At 72.6% G+C, this 24909-nt stretch carries 20 protein-coding genes and 1 pseudogene; 10 read left to right on the plus strand and 11 right to left on the minus strand.

Going from position 1 to position 24909, the window contains the following annotated elements; all coding sequences use genetic code 11:
- The first annotated feature begins 245 nt into the window (after window positions 1-245).
- Window positions 246-1823 carry a glutamine-hydrolyzing GMP synthase gene (gene guaA, locus ABZT12_RS06555; RefSeq protein WP_356378286.1) on the plus strand — a complete coding sequence of 526 codons (1578 nt, stop codon included), beginning with the start codon at window positions 246-248 and terminating at the stop codon, window positions 1821-1823.
- A 3-nt stretch (window positions 1824-1826) separates the two neighbouring features.
- On the opposite strand, the gene ABZT12_RS06560 is transcribed toward guaA, so the two are convergent.
- Both ABZT12_RS06560 and ABZT12_RS06565 read right to left on the minus strand, forming a co-directional pair.
- Window positions 1827-2300 (minus strand): pyridoxamine 5'-phosphate oxidase family protein, encoded by a 474-nt coding sequence (locus ABZT12_RS06560; RefSeq protein ID WP_356378289.1) that lies wholly within the window; start codon window positions 2298-2300, stop codon window positions 1827-1829.
- 55 nt (window positions 2301-2355) lie between these two features.
- Window positions 2356-2829: a hypothetical protein gene (locus ABZT12_RS06565; RefSeq protein ID WP_356378292.1), complete on the minus strand. Its 474-nt coding sequence runs from the start codon at window positions 2827-2829 to the stop codon at window positions 2356-2358.
- 154 nt (window positions 2830-2983) lie between these two features.
- Here ABZT12_RS06565 and ABZT12_RS06570 point away from each other — a divergent pair, with 154 nt between their 5' ends.
- The gene (locus tag ABZT12_RS06570) at window positions 2984-3778 is read left to right on the plus strand and encodes a class II aldolase/adducin family protein (protein ID WP_356378295.1); all 795 of its coding nucleotides are present in this window, start codon (window positions 2984-2986) and stop codon (window positions 3776-3778) included.
- On the opposite strand, the gene ABZT12_RS06575 is transcribed toward ABZT12_RS06570, so the two are convergent.
- Entirely contained in the window at window positions 3771-4658 is an 888-nt protein-coding gene (locus tag ABZT12_RS06575; RefSeq protein WP_356378298.1) for a DUF4429 domain-containing protein, read from the minus strand. The genes ABZT12_RS06570 and ABZT12_RS06575 overlap by 8 nt on opposite strands.
- A 247-nt stretch (window positions 4659-4905) precedes the next feature.
- Between ABZT12_RS06575 and ABZT12_RS06580 the strand changes: the two genes are divergently transcribed.
- Both ABZT12_RS06580 and ABZT12_RS06585 read left to right on the plus strand, forming a co-directional pair.
- Complete coding sequence (locus ABZT12_RS06580; protein ID WP_356378301.1) at window positions 4906-6183, plus strand: hypothetical protein; 1278 nt, start codon at window positions 4906-4908, stop codon at window positions 6181-6183.
- Window positions 6184-6925: 742 nt separating this feature from the next.
- Window positions 6926-7456: a TQO small subunit DoxD gene (locus ABZT12_RS06585; RefSeq protein ID WP_356378304.1), complete on the plus strand. Its 531-nt coding sequence runs from the start codon at window positions 6926-6928 to the stop codon at window positions 7454-7456.
- A gap of 115 nt (window positions 7457-7571) precedes the next feature.
- Here ABZT12_RS06585 and ABZT12_RS06590 read toward each other — a convergent pair whose 3' ends face one another.
- Both ABZT12_RS06590 and ABZT12_RS06595 read right to left on the minus strand, forming a co-directional pair.
- Window positions 7572-7805, minus strand: coding sequence for a hypothetical protein (locus tag ABZT12_RS06590; RefSeq protein ID WP_356378307.1), 234 nt, complete (start codon window positions 7803-7805; stop codon window positions 7572-7574).
- A complete protein-coding gene (locus ABZT12_RS06595) occupies window positions 7792-9177 on the minus strand; it encodes a PspC domain-containing protein (RefSeq protein ID WP_356378310.1) in 1386 nt (461 codons plus the stop codon). Before ABZT12_RS06595 ends, ABZT12_RS06590 begins: the two co-directional genes overlap by 14 nt.
- A gap of 168 nt (window positions 9178-9345) precedes the next feature.
- Here ABZT12_RS06595 and ABZT12_RS06600 point away from each other — a divergent pair, with 168 nt between their 5' ends.
- The 3 genes and pseudogenes from ABZT12_RS06600 to ABZT12_RS06610 form a co-directional block, all read left to right on the plus strand.
- Window positions 9346-10638 (plus strand): PspC domain-containing protein, encoded by a 1293-nt coding sequence (locus tag ABZT12_RS06600; protein ID WP_356378313.1) that lies wholly within the window; start codon window positions 9346-9348, stop codon window positions 10636-10638.
- Window positions 10635-11363: a response regulator transcription factor gene (locus ABZT12_RS06605; RefSeq protein ID WP_356378316.1), complete on the plus strand. Its 729-nt coding sequence runs from the start codon at window positions 10635-10637 to the stop codon at window positions 11361-11363. Before ABZT12_RS06600 ends, ABZT12_RS06605 begins: the two co-directional genes overlap by 4 nt.
- A gap of 59 nt (window positions 11364-11422) precedes the next feature.
- Window positions 11423-11515, plus strand: a pseudogene (locus ABZT12_RS06610) (MarR family transcriptional regulator); the annotation flags it as partial.
- A gap of 121 nt (window positions 11516-11636) precedes the next feature.
- Here the strand turns inward: ABZT12_RS06610 and ABZT12_RS06615 are convergent.
- Window positions 11637-12716 carry a C40 family peptidase gene (locus ABZT12_RS06615; protein ID WP_356378319.1) on the minus strand — a complete coding sequence of 360 codons (1080 nt, stop codon included), beginning with the start codon at window positions 12714-12716 and terminating at the stop codon, window positions 11637-11639.
- A gap of 433 nt (window positions 12717-13149) precedes the next feature.
- On the opposite strand from ABZT12_RS06615, the gene ABZT12_RS06620 reads away from it, so the two are divergent.
- The gene (locus ABZT12_RS06620) at window positions 13150-13503 is read left to right on the plus strand and encodes a hypothetical protein (protein ID WP_356378322.1); all 354 of its coding nucleotides are present in this window, start codon (window positions 13150-13152) and stop codon (window positions 13501-13503) included.
- A 175-nt stretch (window positions 13504-13678) separates the two neighbouring features.
- Here the strand turns inward: ABZT12_RS06620 and ABZT12_RS06625 are convergent, their stop codons facing one another.
- A complete protein-coding gene (locus ABZT12_RS06625; RefSeq protein WP_356378325.1) occupies window positions 13679-14896 on the minus strand; it encodes an NlpC/P60 family protein in 1218 nt (405 codons plus the stop codon).
- Between the two features lie 498 nt (window positions 14897-15394).
- Between ABZT12_RS06625 and pcrA the strand changes: the two genes are divergently transcribed.
- A complete protein-coding gene (gene pcrA, locus ABZT12_RS06630; protein WP_356378328.1) occupies window positions 15395-17953 on the plus strand; it encodes a DNA helicase PcrA in 2559 nt (852 codons plus the stop codon).
- 36 nt (window positions 17954-17989) lie between these two features.
- Here pcrA and ABZT12_RS06635 read toward each other — a convergent pair whose 3' ends face one another.
- Entirely contained in the window at window positions 17990-19564 is a 1575-nt protein-coding gene (locus tag ABZT12_RS06635; RefSeq protein ID WP_356378331.1) for a M23 family metallopeptidase, read from the minus strand.
- A gap of 219 nt (window positions 19565-19783) precedes the next feature.
- Window positions 19784-20650: an alpha/beta fold hydrolase gene (locus ABZT12_RS06640; protein WP_356378334.1), complete on the minus strand. Its 867-nt coding sequence runs from the start codon at window positions 20648-20650 to the stop codon at window positions 19784-19786.
- Between the two features lie 467 nt (window positions 20651-21117).
- On the opposite strand from ABZT12_RS06640, the gene ABZT12_RS06645 reads away from it, so the two are divergent.
- The gene (locus ABZT12_RS06645; RefSeq protein WP_356378337.1) at window positions 21118-21534 is read left to right on the plus strand and encodes a cobalamin B12-binding domain-containing protein; all 417 of its coding nucleotides are present in this window, start codon (window positions 21118-21120) and stop codon (window positions 21532-21534) included.
- A gap of 290 nt (window positions 21535-21824) precedes the next feature.
- Here ABZT12_RS06645 and ABZT12_RS06650 read toward each other — a convergent pair whose 3' ends face one another.
- Window positions 21825-23429, minus strand: coding sequence for a DUF5691 domain-containing protein (locus tag ABZT12_RS06650; RefSeq protein ID WP_356378340.1), 1605 nt, complete (start codon window positions 23427-23429; stop codon window positions 21825-21827).
- 101 nt (window positions 23430-23530) lie between these two features.
- Complete coding sequence (locus ABZT12_RS06655; protein WP_356378343.1) at window positions 23531-24883, minus strand: SWIM zinc finger family protein; 1353 nt, start codon at window positions 24881-24883, stop codon at window positions 23531-23533.
- Window positions 24884-24909 lie beyond the last annotated feature (26 nt).

Consider the following 24909-nt stretch of genomic DNA (forward strand, 5'->3'; position numbering starts at 1 on the left):
AGCACGCTGGGCGGAGGGGCTCCGCGTGTGGGGCGCGGCTGTGGCCCTTGATTCACGAGGTGTGACAGGCGAGGGGCGCGAAGGGTTGCGCCACTTCTCACAGATTTCTTACGTGGGCCGCGTGGCCTGGGTCACAGCCCCGTTCGCGGTCACGGGGGGAGCGGCCGGCGGACGGCGGGGGTTCCCGCGCCGGCCCCGTTAGAATTGAGAGACACAGACCCCCGCCCCACCGCCGGAAGGCCCCCGTGTCAGCAGCGACCCCCGCCCCCGACACCGTCCTGGTCGTCGACTTCGGCGCGCAGTACGCCCAGCTCATCGCCCGCCGCGTCCGTGAGGCCCGGGTGTACAGCGAGATCGTGCCGAGCACCATGCCGGTCGCGGAGATGCTCGCCAAGAAGCCGGCCGCGATCATCCTCTCCGGCGGCCCCTCCTCGGTCTACGCCGAGGGCGCCCCTCGCCTGGACCGCGCGCTCTTCGAGGCCGGCGTCCCCGTCTTCGGCATGTGCTACGGCTTCCAGCTGATGGCGACGGAGCTCGGCGGCACCGTCGACAACTCCGGGGCGCGGGAGTACGGCCGTACGCCCCTGCACGTCACCGCGGACGGGTCCCGCTCCACCCTCTTCGAGGGCACCCCGGAGGAGCAGTCGGTGTGGATGTCACACGGCGACGCCTGCTCCGCCGCCCCCGACGGCTTCACCGTCACCGCGTCCACCGACGTCGTCCCGGTCGCCGCCTTCGAGAACGACGAGCGACGGCTCTACGGCGTCCAGTACCACCCGGAGGTCCTGCACTCCACCCACGGCCAGCAGGTCCTGGAGCACTTCCTGTACCGGGGCGCGGGCCTCTCCCCGGAGTGGACGACCGGCAACGTCATCGAGGAGCAGGTCGCCCTGATCCGCGAGCAGGTCGGTGACCGGCGCGCGATCTGCGGCCTCTCCGGCGGCGTCGACTCCGCCGTGGCCGCGGCCCTGGTCCAGAAGGCGATCGGCTCCCAGCTGACCTGCGTCTACGTCGACCACGGGCTGATGCGCAAGGGCGAGACCGAACAGGTCGAGAAGGACTTCGTGGCCGCGACCGGCGTACAGCTGAAGGTCGTGGACGCCGAGGAGCGCTTCCTCACCGCGCTGAAGGGCGTCTCGGACCCCGAGGAGAAGCGGAAGATCATCGGCCGCGAGTTCATCCGGGTCTTCGAGCAGGCCCAGGCCGAGATCATCGCGGACGAGGGGCCCGAGGTCGCCTTCCTGGTGCAGGGCACGCTCTACCCGGACGTCGTCGAGTCCGGCGGCGGCAGCGGCACCGCCAACATCAAGTCCCACCACAACGTGGGCGGCCTCCCCGAAGACCTCGAGTTCCAGCTCGTCGAGCCGCTGCGCAAGCTGTTCAAGGACGAGGTGCGGATGGTCGGCCAGCAGTTGGGTCTGCCGGAGGAGATCGTCCAGCGCCAGCCGTTCCCGGGCCCCGGCCTCGGCATCCGGATCGTCGGCGAGGTCACCAAGGACCGTCTCGACCTGCTCCGCGACGCCGACGCCATCGCCCGCGAGGAGCTGACGGCGGCCGGTCTGGACCGGGAGATCTGGCAGTGCCCGGTGGTCCTCCTCGCGGACGTCCGCAGCGTCGGCGTCCAGGGCGACGGCCGCACCTACGGCCACCCGATCGTGCTGCGCCCCGTCTCCTCCGAGGACGCCATGACCGCCGACTGGTCGCGGCTCCCCTACGACGTGCTCGCGAAGATCTCCACGCGGATCACGAACGAGGTCGCGGACGTCAACCGGGTGGTCGTCGACGTGACCTCGAAGCCCCCGGGCACCATCGAGTGGGAGTAGTCCTCACGTCCGCCTGACGGTGCGCACCGGCGCCCCGGGCGACCAGACGTCGACGACCAGGTAGGTGTCGTCCTCGACGCGGGTCCGTACGACCTCCGTCAGTTCGGCGCGGAAGAGGTGGAACGGCTGCGGCGGTTCCACCTCTTCCACGTACGCGGCCCTGATCAGCGGATCGTCCACCTCGACCGCCCGGCCGCCGATCCGGACGTCGCCGCCGCCCATCCCGGTACCGGGCCCCGGGTTCGCCTGGAGCGCGAAGCGCGGGTCACGGCGCAGATCCAGCGCCTTGACCGAGCCGGGCATCATCCCGAACCACAACTCGCCGTTCAGGAACCGCACTTCGAGCCCGCTCGTGCGCGGTGAGCCGTCCCCGCGCAGGGTGGCGAGGACGTGATGGGTGAAGCCGCCGAAGCGCTCCTCGACGGTCCGGGCGAACTCCGGCTCGGCTGCGGCGAAGGCCGCCCAGTTCGATGTCATGGGGGCAGTGTCGCGCCAATACCCGACATCTCCTGTCCGGATTTGCCGGCGGCCCTCACCGGACCCTGCGCGCCAGCCTCCGCCGCCGCACGGACTGCACGTACAGGAAGCCCAGGAACAGCGCCTCCGCGAGGGCGAAGCCGACCAGCGCCGCCCCCCAGCCCGAGCCGAGCCGCAGGAGCAGACCCAGGAAGAGCGCGCAGACAGTCATGATCACCGACCGGACCGGCGCGCGCAGCTCCTCCGACAGGGCGTCCAGCTCGATCCGGTCCCGCAGCCGCCGGACCGCCCGCACCGCCTCCGGCCCCGGCGCGGCCGGCAGCGCCGGCGCCGTCTCCGCCCGTACGACCCGCACCTCCAGGGACCGCCCCACCCGGTGGGTCTCGCCGTAGCGGAAACCGTGCAGCTCGGCCACGTACACCAGCGGGGCGAGGCGGCGCGCCGAGCCGCCCCGGTCGCTGAGCACGGCCGTGTCGCGCTCAGCGAGCTGCCGCAGCAGGGCGAGGATCCGCCGCTCCGCACTCTTCATGGCCGCCTCCCGGCTCTCCGGCACCGTTCTGCCCAGACAGACAAGTGCCCCCTCGACACGGTTGTGCCTCTTTCGTCACCGAACTGCTCTGTTCTCCTGCACTGACCGGGGGTAACTTCCGCTCCGTACCGAACACGCCAGTGCTGGAGGCCGAATGCACGGGCCCACCCCACCGCAGCCGCTGCCCACCGACCGGCTGCGGTTCGCCATGCCGCCGATGCACGAGTCCACCGAGGACGAACGCCGGCACCGCAAGGAACGCCTCGCCGGCGCCCTGCGGCTCTTCGGACGGCTGGGCTTCGAGGACGGCGTCTCGGGCCACATCACCGCGCGCGACCCCGAGTTCAGCGACTGCTTCTGGGTCAACCCGTTCGGCATGCCGTTCAAGCACGTCACCGTGAGCGACCTGGTGCTGGCCAACTCCGAGGGACAGGTCCTCCAGGGCGGCCACCATGTCAACCAGGCCGCGTTCACCGTCCACTCCCAGGTGCACGCCGCCCGCCCCGACGTCGTCGCCGTCGCCCACTGCCACTCCGTGCACGGCCGCGCGCTCTCCGCGCTCGGCGACTTCCTCGACCCGATCAGCCAGGAGAGCTGCGCCTTCTACGAGGACCACGCGGTCTACGACGCCTACAGCGGCGTCTCCGTCGACGCCGAGGAGGGCAAGCGGATCGCGTCCGCGCTCGGCTCCCGCAAGGCGCTGGTGCTGCGCAACCACGGCCTGCTGACCGTGGGCGACTCGGTGGACGCGGCGGCCTGGTGGTTCCTCTCCATGGAACGGTCCTGCCAGGTCCAACTGCTCGCCAAGGCGGCCGGCCGGCCCCTCCTCATCGACCACCGGCAGGCGGTCGCGACCCGCGAGCAGGCCGGCGGCGACCTCGTCGCGTGGATCAACTACCAGCCCCTGTGGCAGGACATCAGCCGCAGCGAACCGGACCTCCTCAGCTGAAGCCCCTGAGCACCGCCGACTTGGTCATCGCGAACTCCTCGTCCGTGAGCACCCCGTCCCGGTACAGCTCCCCCAACTCCCGGAGCCTGCGCAGCAGTACGTCGTGATGGTCGGCAGGCGGCGGCACCCCGGCCACCGCCGGAGGCCGGTCCGCGCGCTCTCCGCCGTCCCGCGCCGACGGGTGCGGCAGCCGCGCGGTGACGGCGGCCGCGACCAGCGCGGTGAGCAGATCACGGCGGGCGCTGCCCCACAGATCCAGCGTGTACGGGTCCTTCTCCGGCGGCAGCTTGGCGAACACCGTCTCCCGCGTCACGAACCGCAGGAACCCGTCCTCGTAACCGGAGTTGGGCAGCCACTCGACCCCCACCAGATCCGCCACGGCGATGATGCGCGGGCCGGTCGCGCGCTTGACCCGCTCGGAGGTGTCGGCCCAGTCGATCCGCACCTGGGCACCGTCGTAGGAGACCGTGCCGTCGGACGACCGCACCGAGACGGGCACCGGCGGCCCCGGCAGCAGATACGCCGTCGCCGGGGCCTGGGGGATCTCGTCGAGGAGCAGGGCGTGCCGGATCTCCTCGGCCACGTACTCGGCGACCCCGGAACGGTCCAGGTCCACGGTCAGCCGGTAGGGATCCGCCCCCTCCGGCAGCCGGCCGCCGGTCGCCTGGAGCAGCGGGTCGGCGCCCTCGCGCAGCCTGATCCGCAGCCGGCCACGCCGCCGCTCCGGCTCGTAGACGATCCCCGACACGGCTTCCAGCGGCACGGCGATCTCCCCGTACGTCTGCCGGAACAGCGACACGGAACGGTGGAGCCCCGGCGTGATCCGGACCGTGGTGCCGTCGAACGCCCAGGTCCCGTCGCGCTGGATGATCTCGGCCATACGGAAATTCTCGCAGCCGGGTCAACACGGCGGTCGCCACATCACCCGCCGCGAGCGGACCTGCGAGGCATCCAGGGCGCCAGGTAGGGCACAATCCGCTGTTGTCACACGGGAGTTGCGTGCACCGAAGTCGTACGGCGAGAGCCGACCGGCTCGCGGGTGCCCGGTCGGCCGTGGACAGTGTGGGTGGGCAGTGTGGCGTCGCGAAGGTCGCGAGGCCGTGGGGCGGGGAAGGCGGGCATACGGCGTGGCGGTGCAGGAGGCGAGACAGGACGAGCGGGACGGCGTCCACGGAGGCGGCTGCACCTGCGGGGACTGTCCGCACGGAGCGCGTGCGGGGCATCGGCGCGCGGTCGCCGCGTTCCTGGCGCAGCGGGACGGGTTCGCGGCCGGGCAGGGGCTGCCCGCGGCGGTGGCGCACTCGGCGTCGGCCTCCCGCCAGTGGGTCTCCGACGAACTGACCCAGTCCGCCGACGCCGTCGCCGCCCGCGCCCGCGCCGAGGGCGGGGCCTGGCTCGCCCGGCTCCAGGGGCGGACCGCGGCGGTGGTGTGGGGCGCGTTCGTCCTGCTGCTCCTGACGCAGTCGCTCACCGCGATCGGCGCGGGCTGGACGGCCGCCCGCACCGCCGGGCTGCTGGCGGCGCTCGTCGTGGCCGGGGCGCTGACCGCGGCCTCCTGGTTCCACCGGGCGCGCGGCGGAGTGCTCGCGCCGGTGATCGGCGAGGACAACCGGCTGTCCACCTCCCGTGCCGTGGCCGTGGCCTGGGTGCTCTTCGTGGCGTACGCGGTCCTGGTCCTGGCCGGCCGCCTGGCCGCCGCCTCCGGCCACACCGAGCGCGACGCCCTGCTCGACGGGCTCGAACTCGCGCGCGGCGCAGGGGTGTTGACCGTCCTCGCCGTGGTCTGCACGATCGCCGTCCTGGTACGGCGGGTGGTCGGGCTGCGCGTCCTCGGCCAGCGCCTGCAGAAGCTCCCCGCGGACCGGCCGCGCGCCGCCGACCTGCTGACCGACGACGCGGGCCGCGGCACCTTCGCCGACATCCAGTACGTCGTCGTCAGCGCCGTCGCCCTCGCCTTCGCGGCCGTCCGCCTGGCCCGCCGCCCCGACCAACTGCCCGACCTGCCGTGGGGGCTCGCCGTGGTGGTGCTGATCTCCGCCGCGACCTACCTGGCCGGCAAGTACGCGGAAGGCGGCCGTCCGGTCATCCTCTCCGTGGTCCGCGCCCGCGAGGCCGGCGACCTGGACGCCCCCATCCGCACCGGCGACGACATCGAGATCCGCGGCGCGGGCTTCGTCCCCCCGGGCGCCCACAGCGCCGACCGGCTCTCCCGCATGGTCGTCCGCATCGGCCCGGTCAACGTCCACGTCCCGCTGGTCCCGGTCGCCGGCGGCTTCTCCAACCCCACGGACACCCTCCTCACCGTCCCGGTCCCGGCCGACGTCGAACCGGGCCGCCTCGACGTACAGGTCGTGACCGCGGCCGGCGTGGAGACCAACGCCTGCACGATCGACGTGACGGACTGACCCAGGCCGGAGGGCCACCGGGCCGCCGGGGATGGAGGTCGCCGGGGGCGGCGGGCCGCCGGGGACGGCGGGGTCCGCGTCGGGATGACGGGCGGGCCGGTGTCGGGTGCGGCGGGCGGAGTTGAGTACGGCAGGCGAGTTGGCGCGGTGGGTGGGCCGCGTTGGGTAGGGCGGCGGGTGGAGTTGGGGAGCGGTCGCGTTGGGTGCGGCGGGCAGGCCCGCGCTGGGGCGGCGGGTGGAGTCGGGGACGGTGGGCGGGCCGTGTCGGGCGGCGGGCTGTGTTGGCGACGGCGGGCCGGGCGGGGGTGGTCTGCCGGGCGGGGACTGCGGGCGCGTTGGGGGTCGAGGGCCGCGTTGGCCGCGGGCCGGGCGGGGATTGCGGGCCGGGCGAGGTTGATCGGCCGGGCTGTGATGGCTGGCCGGGGACGGCCGGCAGGTTGGAGAGTGTGGGCCGCGCTGGGGTGGTGGCCGCGTTGGCGGCGGCGGGACAGCCGGGGACTGCGGGGACTGCGGGGCCGGGCGGGGTCGATCGGCCGGGCGGTGAGGGGTGACCGGGCGGGTGGTGGCTGGCGGGGGGCGGTCGGTCGGGGCGACGACGGTCGGCCCGTGTCGCCCGTGCTACGGGCCGGGGCCGCGCCGCCGGGGCCGGGAAAACTGGCCGAACCATGGTTGAGCGGGTTCGCGCAGGCGTACGTATGGTCTGTTGAGGGGTCGAGTACGCGGCGAGAGGCGGCTAAGGGCGATGACTCACGGCATTCGTACGGACACGCAACCCCCCTATCTCGACGGCGACCGCAACTGGCGGGACACCGCGACCCGTTACGCGCTCCTCCCGCTCCGCGTCTTCCTGGGCGTCACCTTCATCTACGCCGGCCTGGACAAGCTCACCAACAGCGCGTTCATGAAGTCCTCCGGCGCGGGTTCGATCGGCGAGACGATGCGCGCGGTCCGGGACTCCTCGGCCATCCCGGCCCTGGTCGACCTGTCGCTGAAGAACCCGGTCGGCTTCGGCTACGCCATCGCCCTCGGTGAACTCGCTGTCGGCATCGGCACGTTGATCGGTCTCCTGGCCCGCCTCGCCGCTCTCGGCGGCGCGCTGATCTCGCTCAGCCTCTGGCTGACCGTGAGCTGGGCCAACTCCCCGTACTACTACGGCAACGATCTCGCCTATCTCATGGCCTGGCTGCCCCTCGTCCTCGCGGGCGCCTCGGTCTTCTCCCTGGACGCGGCGCTCCGAGCACGGAGACGGCAACGGTCCGGCGGCTACCGGTAACCGACCCGGGCCCCGGGGCGGAACACCGATCGACCCGGTTGCCGGGCGGCGGACGCCTGCGGGCGTCCCGTCCGCTCAGCCGCTCAGCTAGTCAGGCGGTCAGCCGGTCAGCCGGTCAGGTCCAGGTGGGTCCGGCCGTGCCGCCGCGGCCGGACCGGCGCCGTCTGCGGATGCTCCGGGCGACCATCCCCGCCACCCCGGCCAGAAAGAGGCCGACGACGACGAGGGGGATCACCGCGAACCACGGTGTCCGCCACAGGCCGCCCGCGTCACCGGCGTACACCACGCCCGCGGTGGTGAGGAACAGGCCGGCGACCAGCTTTCCCGGCTGGAACTCATGACGCAGCACGGCTCACCTCCACCTGTCCCGCGCCGACGTGCAGAGAGAGGGTGAGCGAGCCGATACTCCCAGCGCCCGTCTTCGGTTTCAGCGTGACCTCCTGGTGCCTGTCCGGTTGCACGTCCACGTCCTTCTTGTCGTCGCCCGGCAACTGGATGTCCCCCACTCCGACGTTCACCCTCAGCCGCACCGTCCCGTCCGGCGGCAGGATCACCCGCAACCGGCCCACCCCCACTTCGGCGTAGGTGGTCACCGTCTGCCCTCCGGCCACTTTCAGCCGGGTCAGGTCGAGCGTGCCGGCACCGGTTCCGAGGTCGTACCTCGCCGCCACCTCCGTCGCCGCGGCGGGCCGCCACGTCGTGCGCTCCCAGTGCGTGGAGATGTCCTTGGGCAGTGCCACCGAGGCGGCGAGCAGGCCCGCGGTGACGATCGCCAGGAAGACCGAGCCGGCTCCCGTCCGCCCCAGGAAGGAGCTGACCGCGATCCCCAGCCCGAAGACGACCAACGCGCAGGCCAGGCCGGGCTGCAGGCTGCTGCCGAGCGCCTGGTCGTCCCAGTGCAGATAGGTGGTGAGGCCGCCCGCGCAGAGGGCCAGCAGGAACACCCAGCCACCGATCCAGCGCGGACCGCGCGGTCTGGGAACCGCCGGGCGCGGCACGCGTATGGACTCGCGGTCCGAAGCGGCCGTACGCAGACCGATGTTGACCGCGGCCGCCACGTCCAGGTCGCGGGAGTCGCGGGGCCCCCACAGGTAGCCGGTGCCGCCGACGTGGGTGCCGTCCTTGACGATGGGATCGCGCCACCAGGACGGGAACGCGGAGGGCACCGGCGGTGCCTGCGCCTCCGGCGGCGCGTCGGCGGCGGCCTGCGCGGCCAGCGGGTCGGGGTCGGGGGCGTCGCGCTGCTGCGACCAGTACCCGGCGCCCGCGAGGAGGAGGGAGAGGACGACGGCGAAGGTGAGCACGCTGCCGTTGCCCAGCATCGACAGGAACACCCCGCAGCCGACCAGCGCGAACAGCACGGCCGCGAGGGCCTGGCCGTCGACGCGGCCGGTGAAGAGCTTGCGGACCTCGTTCTCCTCCTCGTTCTCGTAGGGGACGAGGAGCCATGCGAAGCCGTAGAAGATGAGGCCGATGCCGCCGGTCGCGGAGAGCACGGCGAGGGTGATCCGGAAAATCACCGGGTCCATGTCGCACTGCCGCCCGAGCCCGGAACACACCCCGGCGAGCACCTTGAACCGCCGGTCCCGGCGGAAGCGGAGCGGAGCGGCGCCCGCACCGGCGGCGGGCCCGGCGTCCGCCGCGGGCACGGCGTCCTGCGGTCCGTCGCCCGGCTCCAGGCCGGGTGGCGGCCCCGCTGCGGCGCGCTGCTGATCTGTCATGCGTCTATGGTGACGGGCGCACGGCCCGAGCGGCAGCCGGAACAACCCTGGCCGAACCCTGAGATCGGCCCTGAGACGGTGCCGCGCGTGCGGCCCGTCCGAAGATCAGGGGTGTATCGGGGGTCGACCCTGATGCCTCCCGCGACGGCCCGTGTGAACATCGTTGACATGCCGGACGCCGCAGCAGTGCCCCTCGACGACCCGCGGCCGCCGCGCAAGCTCTACCGCAGCAGCGACGGACGTTGGCTGGGTGGCGTGGCGCGGGGCCTCGCCGGGCATCTGGGGCTGCCCGTGGTCTGGGTGCGGCTCGTCTTCGCCGGACTGTTCCTCTCCGACGGCCTCGGTGCCCTGCTGTACGCCGCGTTCTGGTTCTTCGTCCCGCTCGGCGTCGGCGGCGTCGCCGGCCAGAAGCCACCCTCGCTCGTCTCCACCGAGACCTCGCCCGACGGCCGCCGCAGACTCGTCGCCCGCAAGCCGGACAAGGGCCAAATCGTCGCCCTGCTCCTCATGGTCGTCGTGGCGCTGGTCTTCGTGGGCAACGTGAAACTCGGCTCCGGAGCCAAGGCCTATCTCTTCCCGACCGTGCTCGTCGGCGCGGGCGTCGCCCTGGTCTGGCGCCAGGCGGACAACGCCCGGCGCGCCCGCTGGGCCGAGGTCGGCCGCCGCCGCCGTACCCTCACGCTGCTGCGCTCCGGCGGCGGCGTCCTGCTGGTCACGGCCGGCGTCACCGCGATCTTCGTGCTCCAGGGGTCCGCGGCCCACCTCGGCTCGGTCCTCCAGGCGGCTCTCGCCGTCCTGGTCGGCATCACGCTCCTCGCCGGCCCCTATCTCGTTCGGATGACACAGGATCTCTCCGAGGAGCGGCTGATGCGCATCCGCGCCCAGGAGCGCGCCGAGGTCGCGGCCCATGTCCATGACTCCGTGCTGCACACCCTGACCCTGATCCAGCGGAACGCGGAGAGCCCGAACGAGGTCCGCCGTCTCGCCCGCGCCCAGGAGCGCGACCTCCGCGCCTGGCTCTACAAACCGCAGGGCACCGGCAAGGACGACGCCGACGAACCCAGCACCCTGGCCGAGGCGGTGCGGCGCAGCGCGGCGGAGGTCGAGGACAAGCACGGCGTTCCGCTGGAGGTCGTGGTGGTCGGCGACTGCCCGCTCGACGAACGGATCGGCGCCCAGATGCAGGCCGCGCGCGAAGCGATGGTGAACGCCGCGAAGTACGGTGGCGACGGCGGCGCCGTACAGGTCTACGCCGAAGTCGAGGGGAAGAAGGTCTTCGTGTCCGTCCGTGACCGCGGCCCCGGCTTCGACTTCGACTCGATACCCGCCGACCGCATGGGCGTCAGAGAATCGATCATCGGCCGCATGGAGCGCCACGGAGGTACGGCACGCCTGCGTGCGGTTCCCGGGGGCGGTACCGAGGTCGAGCTGGAGATGGAGAGGGCGGAGAAGACGTCATGAGCGACTCGACCCAGGCGAAGGGCACGGCGGGGGCACCGGAGTCTCCGGGCGGAAGCGCGGGCGGGCGTCGCGTGCGCGTGGTCCTCGTCGACGACCACCGCATGTTCCGTACGGGCGTGCAGGCCGAGATCGGCCAGACCGAGCAGACCGGCGTAGAGGTGGTCGGCGAGGCCGCAGACGTCGATCAGGCGGTCACCGTCATCACGGCGACCCGCCCCGAGGTGGTCCTGCTGGACGTCCACCTCCCGGGCGGCGGCGGGGTCGAAGTCCTGCGCCGCTGCGCTCCGTTGATGAGCGACGCCGAGCAGCCGGTCCGCTTCCTCGCCCTCTCCGTGTCGGACGCGGCGGAGGACGTGATCGGGGTGATCCGGGGCGGTGCGCGCGGCTATGTCACGAAGACGATCACCGGCACGGACCTGGTCGACTCCGTCTTCCGCGTGCAGGAGGGCGACGCCGTCTTCTCTCCGCGGCTGGCCGGCTTCGTCCTCGACGCCTTCGCCTCGACCGACGCCCCGCCGGTCGACGAGGACCTCGACCGGCTCACCCAGCGCGAGCGCGAGGTCCTGCGCCTGATCGCCCGGGGGTACGCGTACAAGGAGATCGCCAAGCAGCTCTTCATCTCGGTCAAGACGGTCGAGTCCCATGTCTCGGCGGTCCTCCGCAAACTCCAGCTCTCCAACCGCCACGAGCTGACCCGCTGGGCCACGGCACGCCGACTGGTGTGACGCGGGGCCGCCGGTGAAGCGCGGGTGCGTGGCGGTGCGCGCGGCTAGACTGTGACGACGCCCTCGAAGCGCTCGCCTCCGCGTGGCTCGCCCGTGGTGCCACCGTGGATCACCTGACGCACTCCCTTGTCGCCGGGCTGCCCGAGCAAGTCCACTTACCCACATGCCCGCGTCCCCGTGTGCTCGCGATCTACAGTCCAACGGGCTTCCAAACGGCCCGAATTGGGCACGCGACACCGGGCGGGCGGGGCGGGGCGGGTGTCGTCGTACGGCTCACGCCACCCGTGTCGCCCCAGCGAACGGCATCTCGTCGACCGGGGCCAGGCGTACCGGGGCCGTTGGGTTGGGGGCGTGGATCATCTCGCCGTTGCCTACGTAGATGCCGACGTGGCTGACGCCGGAGTAGAAGAACACCAGGTCGCCGGGGCGCAGTTCGGTTCGGGAGACGCGTCGGCCGGCGTTGATCTGGGCGTAGGTGGTGCGGGGGAGGGAGACGCCGGCGGAGCGGTAGGCGGCCTGGACGAGGCCCGAGCAGTCGAAGGCGTTGGGGCCCGTGGCACCCCAGATGTAGGGGCTGCCGAGCTTCTGGTAGGCGTAGGAAACGGCCGCTGCCGCACGGGAGTCCGGGGCGTCGGCCGTGGCCGCGGAGAGGGCGGGCGAGCCCAGGGGGCCGTGTCCCGCCGTCGACGAGCGGGAAGCGCGGCCGGTGCCAACGCCGTTGTCCACCCCGGCCTGTGCCCGCTGCTCCGGGGTCAGCGCGGCCAGCAGCCGCCGGGCCCGGTCCAGTTTCCCGGCGATCGTCTTCTTCTGCCGCCGCAACTCCGCCCGGCGCGACGCGAGGGAGGTCAGCTCGATGTGGGCGGCCCCACGCAACTGCGCGATTTCACGCAGCTGTTGACGAACACGCGTGACGGCCGACGCCTGCTGGTGCCCCACCCGGTCGGCGAACTGGACGCCGTCCAGGTACCGCCCGGGGTGGTCGGAGAGCATCAGCTGTACGGCGGGATCGAGACCACCGCCCCGGTACTGTGCGGCGGCGACCGAACCGAGCTTCTCCCGCGCCGAGTTGAGACGCGCCGTCTTGCGTGCGGTCTCGTCCTGCAGCGTGCCGAGGCGCCGTTGGGCCGCGTCGGCCTTCTCCTTGACTCCGTCGTACTTCTGGGTGGCGACCTCCGCCTCCTGGTAGAGGCTGTCCACCTGGGTCTTGACCTGAGTGGGTGTCAGGTCGGGCCCGGCGTGCGAGATGCCGTCGAAACCCGTCGCGGTCGCGGCGCCTGCGAGGGCGATCGTGGCGGCCGTTCGCGCTGTGTGGCCGCTGAGCGAGCGCTGTCGGGGCTTGCGGTGCGCTGGCACGTCGACTTGCACGTCCTTTCGTACGACCGCCGGGGCGCGGCCGGGTGTCCGCGCGTCCGGCGACGGCCCGCACAGGGGGAACGGACCGCCGCCGGACCTCTCGGCGGTGGTGTCCGACTGCCGTCCCTGGTCCGGACGGCGGTGGGGAGCCGGCCACCTGGAGGAGGACGCTAAACCGGACCGTGTCGGCGCGGTGACAGCTTGTACGGAAGTGGCTTCAGGTGTTCGTGGGGTGACCTCATGTGACCGGGGTTCCGGTCTGGGGCCGCCGACTTCGGGCAGGACGCTGACCGAAGCGCGGGTTAACGGGCGGGGGCGGGACGCGCGGTGCTACGGCCGCATATATGCAGCGGGCCGGGCGCGGCGCTGAGAAGCGGTGCCGGGCAGGGGCGGTGTCGGGGCGTCCCCGCGCCTCTGGCTAGGCTCCGGCCTCATGGACGTACTCATCCATCTCTTCGTCGCCCTGCACATCGTCGGCATCGCCGCGCTCCTCGGCGGCTTCCTGACCCAGATGAAGGCGATGGGCAGGGGCACCGCCCGCTTCGTTCCGGGGATGCTGCACGGCGCGCTGACCATGCTGATCACCGGCGCGATCCTGGTCGGTCTCAACCAGGCGGACGACCAGCACGTCAACACCGTGAAGATCGGTGTGAAGCTGGCCCTCCTGATCGTGATCCTGGGTCTCGTCTACGTGAAACGGGACGACGAGAAGATCGACAAGCGCCTGTTCGGGCTGGTCGGTCTGCTCACCACGGTCAACATCTTCATCGCAGTCTTGTGGACGTGACGCCCGCCGTCACCTGACACAGGCCGAAGCGGGCCCGCCAGTCCCGGCCGGATTGCCGGGACCGCCAAGACCTCCAGGACTGAGGCCCCGGCCGCTGACGGGCGCGCCCCCCGTGTGCGCGCGGGCCGAGAGAGCCGCACCCGCGCTTGCCCCGAGGAGGTGCACGGGCGACGGTTCAGGCCGGGCGCACCACGCTGTGGATGATCGACGCGCCGCCGTAGTAGATCGACTCCTCGCGGACGTACGCCCCCGGCTTCGGGGCGTGGATCATCATGCCGTCGCCGATGTAGACGCCCACATGGCTGACGTCGCCGTAGAAGAAGACGAGGTCGCCGGGTTGGGCGTCGGCGAGGGAGACGGTGGTGCCGGCGTCGACCTGGGCGGTGGTGACGCGCGGGAGGGTGACGCCGGCGGCCTTCCAGGCGGCCTGGGTGAGGCCGGAGCAGTCGTACGAGCCGGGGCCGGTGGCGCCCCAGACGTACGGTTTGCCGATCTGGGCGCGGGCGAACGCGATCGCCTTCGCCGCCTTGGCGGCGTACGAGGAGGAGCTGCCGGACCCCGCCGATGACCCGGACGACCCCGACGACCCGGAGGACCCCGATGAGTCGGACGAACCCGACGACGAGTCGGACGAGCCGGCTGAACCGGTGGAGCCCGACGCGCTCTGTTGCGCCGCCCGCGCCTTCTGCCGCGCGGCGAGATCCGCCGCCTCGGCCGCCGCCTCCCGCTGCTTCTTCCGCTCGATCGCCGCGAGCCGCGCCTTCTCCTGGGCGGTCAGCCGTGACAGCAGCCCGCGGGCGTCGGCGAGCTTCTTCTGGACGGTGGACTTCGCCGTCCGCAGGTCGCTCTGCGCGGAGTCGAGCGACTCCAGACTCCGGGCGGCCTCCTGACGCTTCTTCATGGTGGCGGACTGCTCGGTGACGTAGTCGTCGACCGCGCTCTTCTGGCGGTCGGTCAGCCTGCCCATCAACTGCGCCTGATCAAAGTAGTCCTGCGGGGTGTCCGCGAGCAGGAAGGTCGCGGTGTCGGGCGCGGAGGCGCCGGTGCGGTACTGGGCGGCGGCGAACGTACCGAGTTCCTGCCGCGCCGAGTTGAGCTTCTCGGTGCGCTGGGCCACGTCGTCGCGGAGCGAGTCGACGTGCTTGCGCTGCTGGGTGGTCTTCTCCTTGGCCGCGTTGTACTTCTCGGTCGCCGACTCCGCCTGGCGGTAGAGGTCGTCGACCTTCTTCCCGACCTCTTCGACGCTCGGCTTGCCGTCGTCGGCGGAGGGGGCCGCGACGGCCGTCTGGGAGAGGAGGGCGACGGAGGTGAGGGCCGCCGCGGCGAGGACGGGGGTTCGTATGCCTGCGATGCGCGTCCCCGGGGAACGCGTTTTGCGGTGCGACGACGCCAAAGCAGGCGACTCCTTCCGTGCTCCGCCTGCCGAGTCGCCGGCCGGGTCGCCTGCCGTGCGGCGTGCCGGGTCGGCTGCCGGGTTCGGGCGGGTGGTCCGGAAGGGTTGCCCCACGATCCGCTTCCCGAAAGGGAGTTGGGCCCGATCCCCCAGGGGTTCGGTGTGAGTCCCCGGCTCCGGCCGCCTGGGCGTACCGGATGTGGCGGAGGCCGCGCGGCCCGGCGACGTTCGCCGGTGGGGGTCGTGCGACCTGTTCGAACGCTAACCAACCCGTGCGCCTTCTGTGAAGGTTGATGGGTGATATGCCCGATACATTTTCGTGACCTGGGTCATGTCCGTTGCCCGCCATGGCCGTTGGGTGTAGTTCTGTCCGCACTTGTCACGAAGTGTCGCTGTAGGTGGCGGATGGGGGACGCAGAGTGAGCAAGTCCCGGGATTCCCGTCGGATTTCCGGGGTGGCGGCCGGTTGTCAGTGGGGCGCCCTAGACTCGTAGAGCGATGAGCAGCCTCTTTGACGACAGCTTCCTGGCGGATCTCCAGGCCCCTCGGGCCCACGAGGAAGAGCCCCCGCCGCCGCCCGAGGACGAGCACGGGCCGGACCCGGTTCCGGACGACCTGTTCGGCGGGAAGTTCGACGTGCCGCCGAGCCGGGACGCCTACTACCGGGGCGGCGCCCCCCGCCCGGCCCTCGACCCGGCGGCGCTCCTGGACGGGCTGAACGAGAACCAGCGCGCCGCCGTCGTCCACTCCGGCACCCCGCTGCTCATCGTGGCCGGCGCCGGCTCCGGCAAGACGCGCGTGCTCACCCACCGCATCGCCCACCTGCTCGGCGAGCGCAACGCGCACCCGGGTCAGATCCTCGCGATCACCTTCACCAACAAGGCCGCGGGCGAGATGCGGGAGCGCGTCGAACAGCTCGTCGGCCCGCGCGCCAACGCGATGTGGGTGATGACCTTCCACAGCGCCTGCGTCCGCATCCTGCGCCGCGAATCGAAGAAGCTCGGCTTCACCTCCTCCTTCTCGATCTACGACGCCGCCGACTCCCGGCGCCTGATGGCCCTGGTCTGCCGAGACCTGGACCTCGACCCCAAGCGGTACCCGCCCAAGTCCTTCAGCGCCAAGGTCTCGAACCTGAAGAACGAGCTGATCGACGAGGAGGAGTTCGCGGCCCAGGCCACCGGGGGCACCTCCCCGACGGAGTCCGGGGGAGGGTTCGAGAGGACCCTCGCCCAGGCGTACGCGATGTACCAGTCGCGGCTGCGCGAGGCCAACGCCCTCGACTTCGACGACCTGATCATGACGACGGTCAACCTGCTGCGCGCCTTCCCGGACGTCGCCGAGCACTACCGCCGCCGCTTCCGGCACGTCCTCGTCGACGAGTACCAGGACACCAACCACGCGCAGTACGCCCTCGTGCGCGAGCTGGTCGGCAGCTCCGACCACCCGGTCGACGTGCCGCCCGCGGAGCACGACCTGCCGCCCGCCGAACTCTGCGTCGTCGGCGACGCCGACCAGTCGATCTACGCCTTCCGGGGTGCGACGATCCGCAACATCCTCCAGTTCGAGGAGGACTACCCGAACGCGACGACGATCCTCCTGGAGCAGAACTACCGCTCCACCCAGACGATCCTGAGCGCCGCCAACGCGGTCATCGAGCGCAACGAGTCCCGCCGCCCCAAGAACCTGTGGACCAACGCGGGCGAGGGCGCCCGGATCACCGGCTACGTCGCCGACACCGAGCACGACGAGGCACAGTTCGTCGCCGAGGAGATCGACCGTCTCACCGACGCGGGCGAGGCGAAGGCCGCGGACGTCGCCGTCTTCTACCGGACGAACGCGCAGTCCCGTGTCTTCGAGGAGATCTTCATCCGCGTCGGCCTGCCCTACAAGGTCGTCGGCGGAGTCCGCTTCTACGAGCGCAAGGAGGTCCGGGACATCCTCGCCTACCTCCGGGTGCTGTCCAACCCGGAGGACACCGTCCCGCTGCGCCGCATCCTGAACGTGCCCAAGCGCGGCATCGGCGAGCGCGCCGAGGCGATGATCGACGCGCTCTCCCAGCGCGAGAAGATCAGCTTCGCGCAGGCGCTCAAGCGCGTCGACGAGGCGTACGGCATGGCCGCGCGCTCCACCAACGCCGTGCAGCGCTTCAACACGCTGATGGAGGACCTCCGTACCATCGTCGAGTCCGGCGCGGGACCGGCCACCGTCCTGGAGGCCGTCCTCGAACGCACCGGCTACCTCGCCGAGTTGCAGGCCTCCACCGACCCGCAGGACGAGACCCGCATCGAGAACCTCCAGGAACTCGCCGCCGTGGCCCTGGAGTTCGAGCAGGAGAACGCGGACGCCGACGGCGAAAGCGAGGGTGCGGGTGAGGTCGATGGGGACGGCGGGGCGCCGGTCGGACTCGCCGCGTTCCTGGAGCGGGTGGCCCTGGTCGCCGACTCCGACCAGATCCCCGACGAGGGCGAGGACGGCTCCGGAGTCATCACCCTGATGACCCTGCACACCGCCAAGGGCCTCGAATTCCCGGTCGTCTTCCTCACCGGCATGGAGGACGGCGTCTTCCCGCACATGCGCGCCCTCGGTCAGACCAAGGAGCTGGAGGAGGAGCGCCGCCTGGCCTACGTCGGCATCACCCGCGCGCGCGAGCGGCTGTACCTGACCCGGTCGGCACTGCGCAGCGCCTGGGGCCAGCCGTCGTACAACCCGCCCTCGCGCTTCCTGGAGGAGATCCCGGCCGTGCACGTGGAGTGGAAGCGGACCGGGGGCACCTCCGCGCCGCTCTCCTCGGGCCCGGCGTCGGGCATCGCGGCCTCGCTCTCCTCGTCCCGCTCACGCTCCTCGGCGTCGGGCGCGGCGGGCTTCGCCACCCGCAGGGCGTCGGAGAAGCCGGTGGTCGCGCTGGCCGTCGGGGACCGGGTCACCCATGACCAGTTCGGTCTGGGCACGGTGGTCGACGTGAAGGGCACGGGTTCGAACGCGGAGGCCACGGTCGACTTCGGCGAAGCCAAGCCGAAGCGCCTGCTGCTGCGGTACGCGCCGGTGGAGAAGCTGTAGGGCTGTAGGGCTCCCGCTCCAGCGGGGGCCGCGCCGCTACGTCGGATCGAGTCCGTGGCTGCGCAGCCAGGGAAGCGGATCGATCGCCGCCCCGCCGGCCGGGCGGACCTCGAAGTGCAGGTGCGGGCCGGTGGAGTTGCCCGAGTTCCCGGAGTACGCGATCGGCTGGCCGGCCTGCACGGTCGTGCCCGACGGCACGCGGTAGCTGGAGAGGTGGCAGTACCAGGTCTCCGTGCCGTCCTTCTCGGTCAGGATCAGCATGTTGCCGTAGGCGCTGTTCCACTTCGTGCTGACGACGCCGTCGGTCGCGGCCATCACCGTCGTGCCGTACGAGACCGGGAAGTCGATGCCCGTGTGCACGGACATCCAGTTGACGCCGGCCTGACCGAAGTAGGCGCTGAGGCCCCGCTGCGTCACCGGGAGTACGTACTTGGGGCGCAGCCGCTCCTTGCGGGCCGCCTCCGCCGCCGCCTTCTTCTTCTCGGCGGCCTGCTCGGCCTTGAGGTCGATGCGCTCCTGCGTACGGCTGGCCCGGTCGGCGAAGTCGTCGGCGCCGGCCGACAGGCTCTTGATCTGGGCGTCCAGCTTGTTGTTGGCGGTGGACGGCTGCACCGTGGTCGCGTCCGACGCGGAGGCCGTGGTCTCACCGCTGCCGGTCAGCGTGCCGATCGAGGCGGCGGCGATCCCGGCCACACCCATCACACACGCGGACGGGACGGCGATGGTCAGCAGCGCGGAACGCCTCGGCGGAGTGCGCCGCCGGGAACGGCCCGCGCCGCGCGTCGCCGTACGGGAGCCGACGGCCGGCGTGAACTCCTCCTCGTCATCGAGGAGTTCGTGCTCCGACCCCCCCGACGCATCCGGCTGCGGCAGCCGGTCGGACTGGACCGGCTGGTCCAACTGGTCGGTGACGGCCGGCATTTCGCCGGTAGCGGTCAACTCGCCGCCGTCCGAGAGGTGTTCGCTGTATGTGTCGTCGGAGGAGGGGTTGTTGCCACCGTCGTACGGCCCTTCGTACGGCCCTTCGTACGATCCGTCGTACGGCCCCTCGTGTCCGACCTGTGCCGGTGCGTCGCAGCCGCCGGTGTTCCACTGCGTGGCGTCGTACGTGCCGGTGTCGAAGGTCTGCGTGCCCCAGTCCCAGTGCTGGGTCCGGTCGGCCGGAGAGTCCGAAGTGCCGGGCTGAACCCAGGAGTTCGTCTCCCACTCGCCGCTCACGTCGGCGCCCCCGGACTGCGGGGGGATGCTGGAGAGCTGCTGGTGTCCGCTCGTCCAGGCGGTGGTGTCGTAGGCGCCGGAGTCGTAGACGGCCTGAGGCTGGGCCGCGTAGGGGTCGCACTGCGTGGGCTGCTGACCATCCGTCGGCCAGCCCGAGGTGTCGTACGCACCGGGGTTCTGGCCGCCGCCCGGCAGTTCGCCGAAGAGGGGATCGACCGCGAACGTCGACGTGGTCTGACCGGTGGGGTCGAAACCGTTGGTCTGGTAGGGGTCGTACGTGGTGAAGTCGCCGTACTGGGCCTCGTGGCCGCCGTACGGCGCTTGGTGCGCCGGGGCGGCTGACGAAGCCGGGGCCGGGGTGGTCATGGTCCCCGACGGGTGACGGTCGTTCACCAACTTCTCTTTCGCCTCGACAACAGGGGCTGCCAGAGCAGTGCGGCGACTGTACCCGGCGGTATGCGGGCGCGACAATCTTCGCCAGGTTTCCCGCTCGCCGAAAGGGGCATTCGGTGGTGTTTGGGGGGACGGCGGGACCGGGTTTGGCCTTGCGTTCGAATAGCGTTCGATGTCAGTGGGATGGGTGAGCGCTGTGAACGGAGCTGTGAACCGTGCTCACGCGACGGTCAGGCCGCCGGTGCGCGCGACGGCCGGGGCCGCGGTTCCGGGAGTGTCGAGTGCCTCGCGGATGCCGGTCGCCACCGCCGGATGGACCGGCAGAGCGAGATGGCCCACCCCGCTGACCTGCACGTTCTGCGCTAGCAGGTCCGGGTGGTCGATACAGGCCGTCTCCAGCGGATCCATCAGATGATCCAGATCGCTCCAGAAACTGACGAAGTGCGTACGGCAGCCGGGCGCCGGCCGGGCCAGCTCCGCCAGCACCTCCGAACCCGGTCGCATCTGGCGGACGATCGGGTGCGCGTTCGCCAGTGGCGCCACCCGGGTGCCCGCGTGCGGGGTACCGAGCGTCACGAGCGTACGGACCCGCAGGTCACCGCCGAGCCGCTGCACGTAGTACCGCGCGATCAGACCGCCGAGACTGTGCCCCACGATGTCCACCTCGCGGCTGCCGGTGCGCTCGCAGATCTCCTCGATGTGCCGGCCCAGCAGCTCCGCCGCGGTGCGGATGTCACAGGTCAGGGGGGAGTAGTTGAGCGATTCCACCTGCTGCCTGCCGTGCTGGGCGAGGGAGCGGCGCAGCAGCACGAAGACCGAGCGGTTGTCGATGAACCCGTGCAACAGCACGACCGGCGGTTTCGCCTCGATCGGCAGCTGCGCGGTGCCCTCCGGTGCGGCGAGCGGGGCCGGGAGCGCCCGGCGCTCCTGGGCGATGCCGGAGGGATAGAGGAGAAGGTGCCCGGTGAGAATCGCGATCTCCAGGGCGGTGGCCTTCAGGAGAGTCATGGACAGGCCCGTCAGGCTGCTCGGCAGGAGGCGCCGACAGAGCGGGAGAAGGGGCGTCGCCGCCTCGGTGACCTTCATGGCCGGCCTCCTGTCCACACACGAACGGACGGCCCTGTCCCCTGTGTGCACTCCGTGGAAGTCACGGCGAGGACCGTGGACGGGGCGCGAGCGGCCGGTGCGGCAGGGGCGCGGGGCGTGGCGTCGGTGGTGACGCCGGTGACGCCTGTCACGGGTCGAGGCTCCCTGCCGGTGTGGCGACGAGGTTCCCCGTTTTCGTGCCGTGCCTGTCGTACCTGCCGTGCCTGCTCTACTCGCCGTGCGTGCCCTTCGTGCCTGCGGCGACCTCGTTGCGGCTCCCGGTGCGCCTGTTCCCGCTGGAACGGTGCGCGGTGAACGTGTCCCATTGTGTGATTTCCCCCTCGGTCTCCACCGCGAAACTGCCGGTTGCGGGATGCTGGAGATAACGTTCGTTCACTTCCCCGGTCGGTGCGGGTACGCCAGTACCTGTCGGTAGGGATGGACGCAGTCGCTTCATGGAGGCAGTGATGGGTGTGGCAGCCGGTCCGATCCGCGTAGTGGTGGCCAAGCCGGGGCTCGACGGTCACGATCGCGGGGCCAAGGTGATCGCGCGGGCGCTGCGGGACGCCGGTATGGAGGTCATCTACACCGGCCTGCACCAGACCCCCGAACAGATCGTCGACACCGCGATCCAGGAGGACGCCGACGCGATCGGCCTCTCCATCCTCTCCGGCGCCCACAACACGCTCTTCGCGGCCGTGCTCGACCTCCTCAAGGAGCGCGAGGCCGAGGACATCCTGGTCTTCGGCGGCGGCATCATCCCCGAGGCCGACATCCCCCCGCTGAAGGAGAAGGGCGTCGCGGAGATCTTCACGCCCGGGGCGACCACCGGAACGGTCGTGGACTGGGTACGACAGAACGTGGGCCAGCCGGCCAGCGCGTGATGCCCGCGGCGGCCACGGCGACCACGGCGGCTCCGCCGCCCGAAAGACAACCCGAGCCTGCGCCCCCCGCGCTGCTACGCCACCCGCGGCGCGCCTCGCTTGGCGGCCTGCGATACCCCCGGCCCGGCGCCCCTCAGGCCGGTGGCCTACGGTGCCCGGAGCCTGGCGGTTCACGGCGCACCCGGCCCGGCGGCCGGTGCCGCGCGCGGCTCGGTGGTCCGCGCCGCGCGCGACTTGGGGGCCTCCGCCGCCCGCGGCCCGGTGGCGTCCCCCGTGCGCAGGCCGGCGGCCTACGGTGCTCGCGAGCCCGTGGCCTCCGCCTCCAGCTCCGCCGCCATCGCCGCCCGTAGCCGCAACGTCGTCACCAGTCGTTGGAACGCCTCCGCCCAGTAACCCCCCGCTCCCGGTGCCGCGTCCTCGCCCTCGGCCGGTACCGCCAGCAGCGCGTCGAACCGGCTCGCCTCGACCGGATCGAGGCACCGCTCGGCCAGCCCCATCACCCCACTGAAGCTCCACGGGTAACTCCCCGCGTCCCGCGCGATGTCGAGCGCGTCCACCACGGCCCGCCCCAGCGGCGCCGCCCACGGCACCGCACACACACCGAGCAGCTGGAACGCCTCCGACAGACCGTGGGTCGCGATGAATCCGGCCACCCACTCGGCCCGTTCGCCGCTGTCCAGCATGCCGAGCAGCTTGGCGCGCTCCGCCAGGGAGACCGCCCCGGGGCCGCCCGCCTCGGGCGCCGACGGCACTCCGAGCAGCGCCCGGGACCACTCCGGGTCCCGCTGCCGGACGGCGGCCCGGCACCACGCGGCATGCAGTTCGCCCTGCCAGTCGTCCGCCACCGGAAGCGCCACGATCTCCCATGCCGTCCGTCCGCCGAGCCGCCGCGTCCACGTTCCGAGCGGTGTCGCCTCCACCAACTGGCCGAACCACCACGACCGTTCACCCCGTCCCGCCGGAGCCTTGGGGAGTACACCGTCTCGCTCCATGCTCGCGTCGCACTCGTGCGGCGCCTCGACTGTCAGCGCCGGGTCCGCACGGGTGCGGTCGACGGCCACGCAGGCCGAGGCCCGCACCGCCATCCGCGCGGCGAGCGCCGAGCCCGGCAGCGCCGACAGCAACTCCGCCGCCGTCGCCCGTACGTTGCGGCTGCGGTCCGTCAACGCCCTTTCCAGGAACGGCTCGTCGGCCGCGTGCAGTCCCGTCCGCAGCGAGTCGAGGAACATCAGCCGGTCCTCGGCGCGCTCGGTCGGCCAGGTCGTGGCGAGCAACTCGCGTGCGTGCGGCGGCCGATGGGCCCGTACCGCGGTGAGCAGGGCGACCCGCTCCGCGAACAGCCCCTCCTCCCAGAGCCGGCGCACCCCCTCCTGGTCGTCGAGGTCCGGCAGCGCCGCGCCACCACCGGGCGTGGCCCGCAGGGCGAACCGCCAGTCGGGGTTGAAGCGGGCCAGCCACAGCGCGCGCGGCCCCGCGAACTCCAGGGCGGCGGGCCGCAGATCCGTCCGTCCCCGGGCCGCGTCCAGCAGCGCGGGCAGCGCCGCCGGGGGCGGTGCGAAACCGTGCCCGTTCGCCGCCGTGAGCCACTGGGGCAGCAGTTCCATCAGGTCCGGCGAGGAGCCCCGGCGGCCACCGCCGGCCGAGCCCGGACGGTCGGCCAGCAGCATCGCGAGTCTGCGGGCCGCCGCCGCGGGCAGCGCCGGCCGCGGATCGTGCGGGGCCCGCGGGGGAAGCTTCGCGGCCGGCGCCGCCCGCAGTCCCGCCCGCCGTCGTACGGTCTCCAGGGCGGCCGCGTCCAATAGCGCGACCGGCGCCTCCCGGGCCGGGCCGCCCGCCGGTGGCGTCCGCCGGTCCGTGCCGAGCAGCGCCACGGTGACCAGTGCCTGTTGCGGCATTGGTTCCTCCCAGCGGCCGGCCGGGGACGGTTCCGCCGGAACGGGGGTGCTGTTCATGCGCTGCCTTTCTGCCGGGTGCCGCGGAGGGGACGGGTGGTCGGTCAGCACAGGGGGACCGCCTCTCCGGTCCCCTCCGGCCAGGCCGTGAGGGGGGTGAAGCCGCGGTGGCCGCACTCGCCGAACACCGTGACCGGCGCGCCGCCGGAGAGCGCGACGAGCCGCCACAGCCCCGGCCGGGAACGGGCGCCCGGGGTGAGCGGCAGCGCCGAGTCCGCGCCGGCGTCCGCCAGTTGCCACCCGTCGCCGTCCGGCGTCGGTATCACCGCGTCCAGCGTCACCGGCACCGCGTCCAGCCAGGGATCGTCCCGCAGCGCCTCGCCGTACCGCGCGACCGCCTGCGCCGTCGTCGTCCCCGGCGGGCGGTGCGCCGTCGGCGCGGGCCCGGCGAACCGCTCGCCCAGGGCCGCCCGCGACTGCCCCGCGCCCGGATACGCGGCCACCTCCGCGTCCAGGGCCAGCCCCACCGGCAGCGCCAGCTCGGGGGCGCGGCCGGCGGCGCCGTAGGAGAGGAGGAGTGCCGTGCGGCGCGAGGCGGTGCCGTACAGCCAGATGCGGCGCGTCGTGAGTTTCGCGTCCGCCGTGTCGTACTGGGCGAGGACCAGCCAGTCGTCGCGCACCGGCGGGCCGTCCGCCGAGCCGGGCAGGCCGACGCGGGAGCGGACCGTCGCCGCCAGTCCGTCCGGCAGGCTGTCCCGGCGCAGCCAGCCCTGGTCGAGGAGATGGACCAGCGCGCACTCCTCCAGCAACCGCACCGGCCAGCCCGGCCCGGACGACGGTATCGACGCCAACTCCCTCACCCGCGCCGCCAGTCCGGGTGCCTGCGCGTCGACCATGCGGGCCGCGGTCTCCTCCCACATCCCGTACCCCGCCTGTTCCGCCGAGGCCAGGCCGCCGCGCAGCAGATCGGCCAGCCGCTGCTCCAGCTCCGTCGCCCCCGCGGTGATCCGCTCGGCCCGGCGCTCCGCCCTGCGCCGCGCCGCCTCGGCATCCCCGCCCGACGGGGAACCGGACGCGCCCCCCTCCCGCTTCTGCTCCGCGCGCTCGCGCCGCCCCGCCAGCCACTGCCCGGCCCAGTCCGGCGGCTGCCCCGCCGGCACCGCGTCCGCCCCGCCCGACCAGAGCAGCAGCAGGCCCAGCGCGTGTTTGCACGGGAACTTACGGCTCGGACAACTGCACTTGTACGCGGGCCCCGCCACGCCCGCGAGGTCGACGACCGTCTGATACGGCCTGCTGCCACTGCCCGCGCACAGCCCCCACACCGTCCCCTCCCCGGAACCGCCCGTCTCGGACCACGGTCCGGCCGCGCCGAGTCTGCTGCCCGCCTTGCGCGACGCCGCGTCAGGCGCCAGTGCCAGCACCTGCTCCGCCGTCCAGCGCACCCCCTGCTGAGTCATGTCATCGAAGGTAGATCCCCCCACTG

The organism is Streptomyces sp. NPDC005423, assembly GCF_040606415.1.
Classification (GTDB): Bacteria; Actinomycetota; Actinomycetes; order Streptomycetales; family Streptomycetaceae; genus Streptomyces.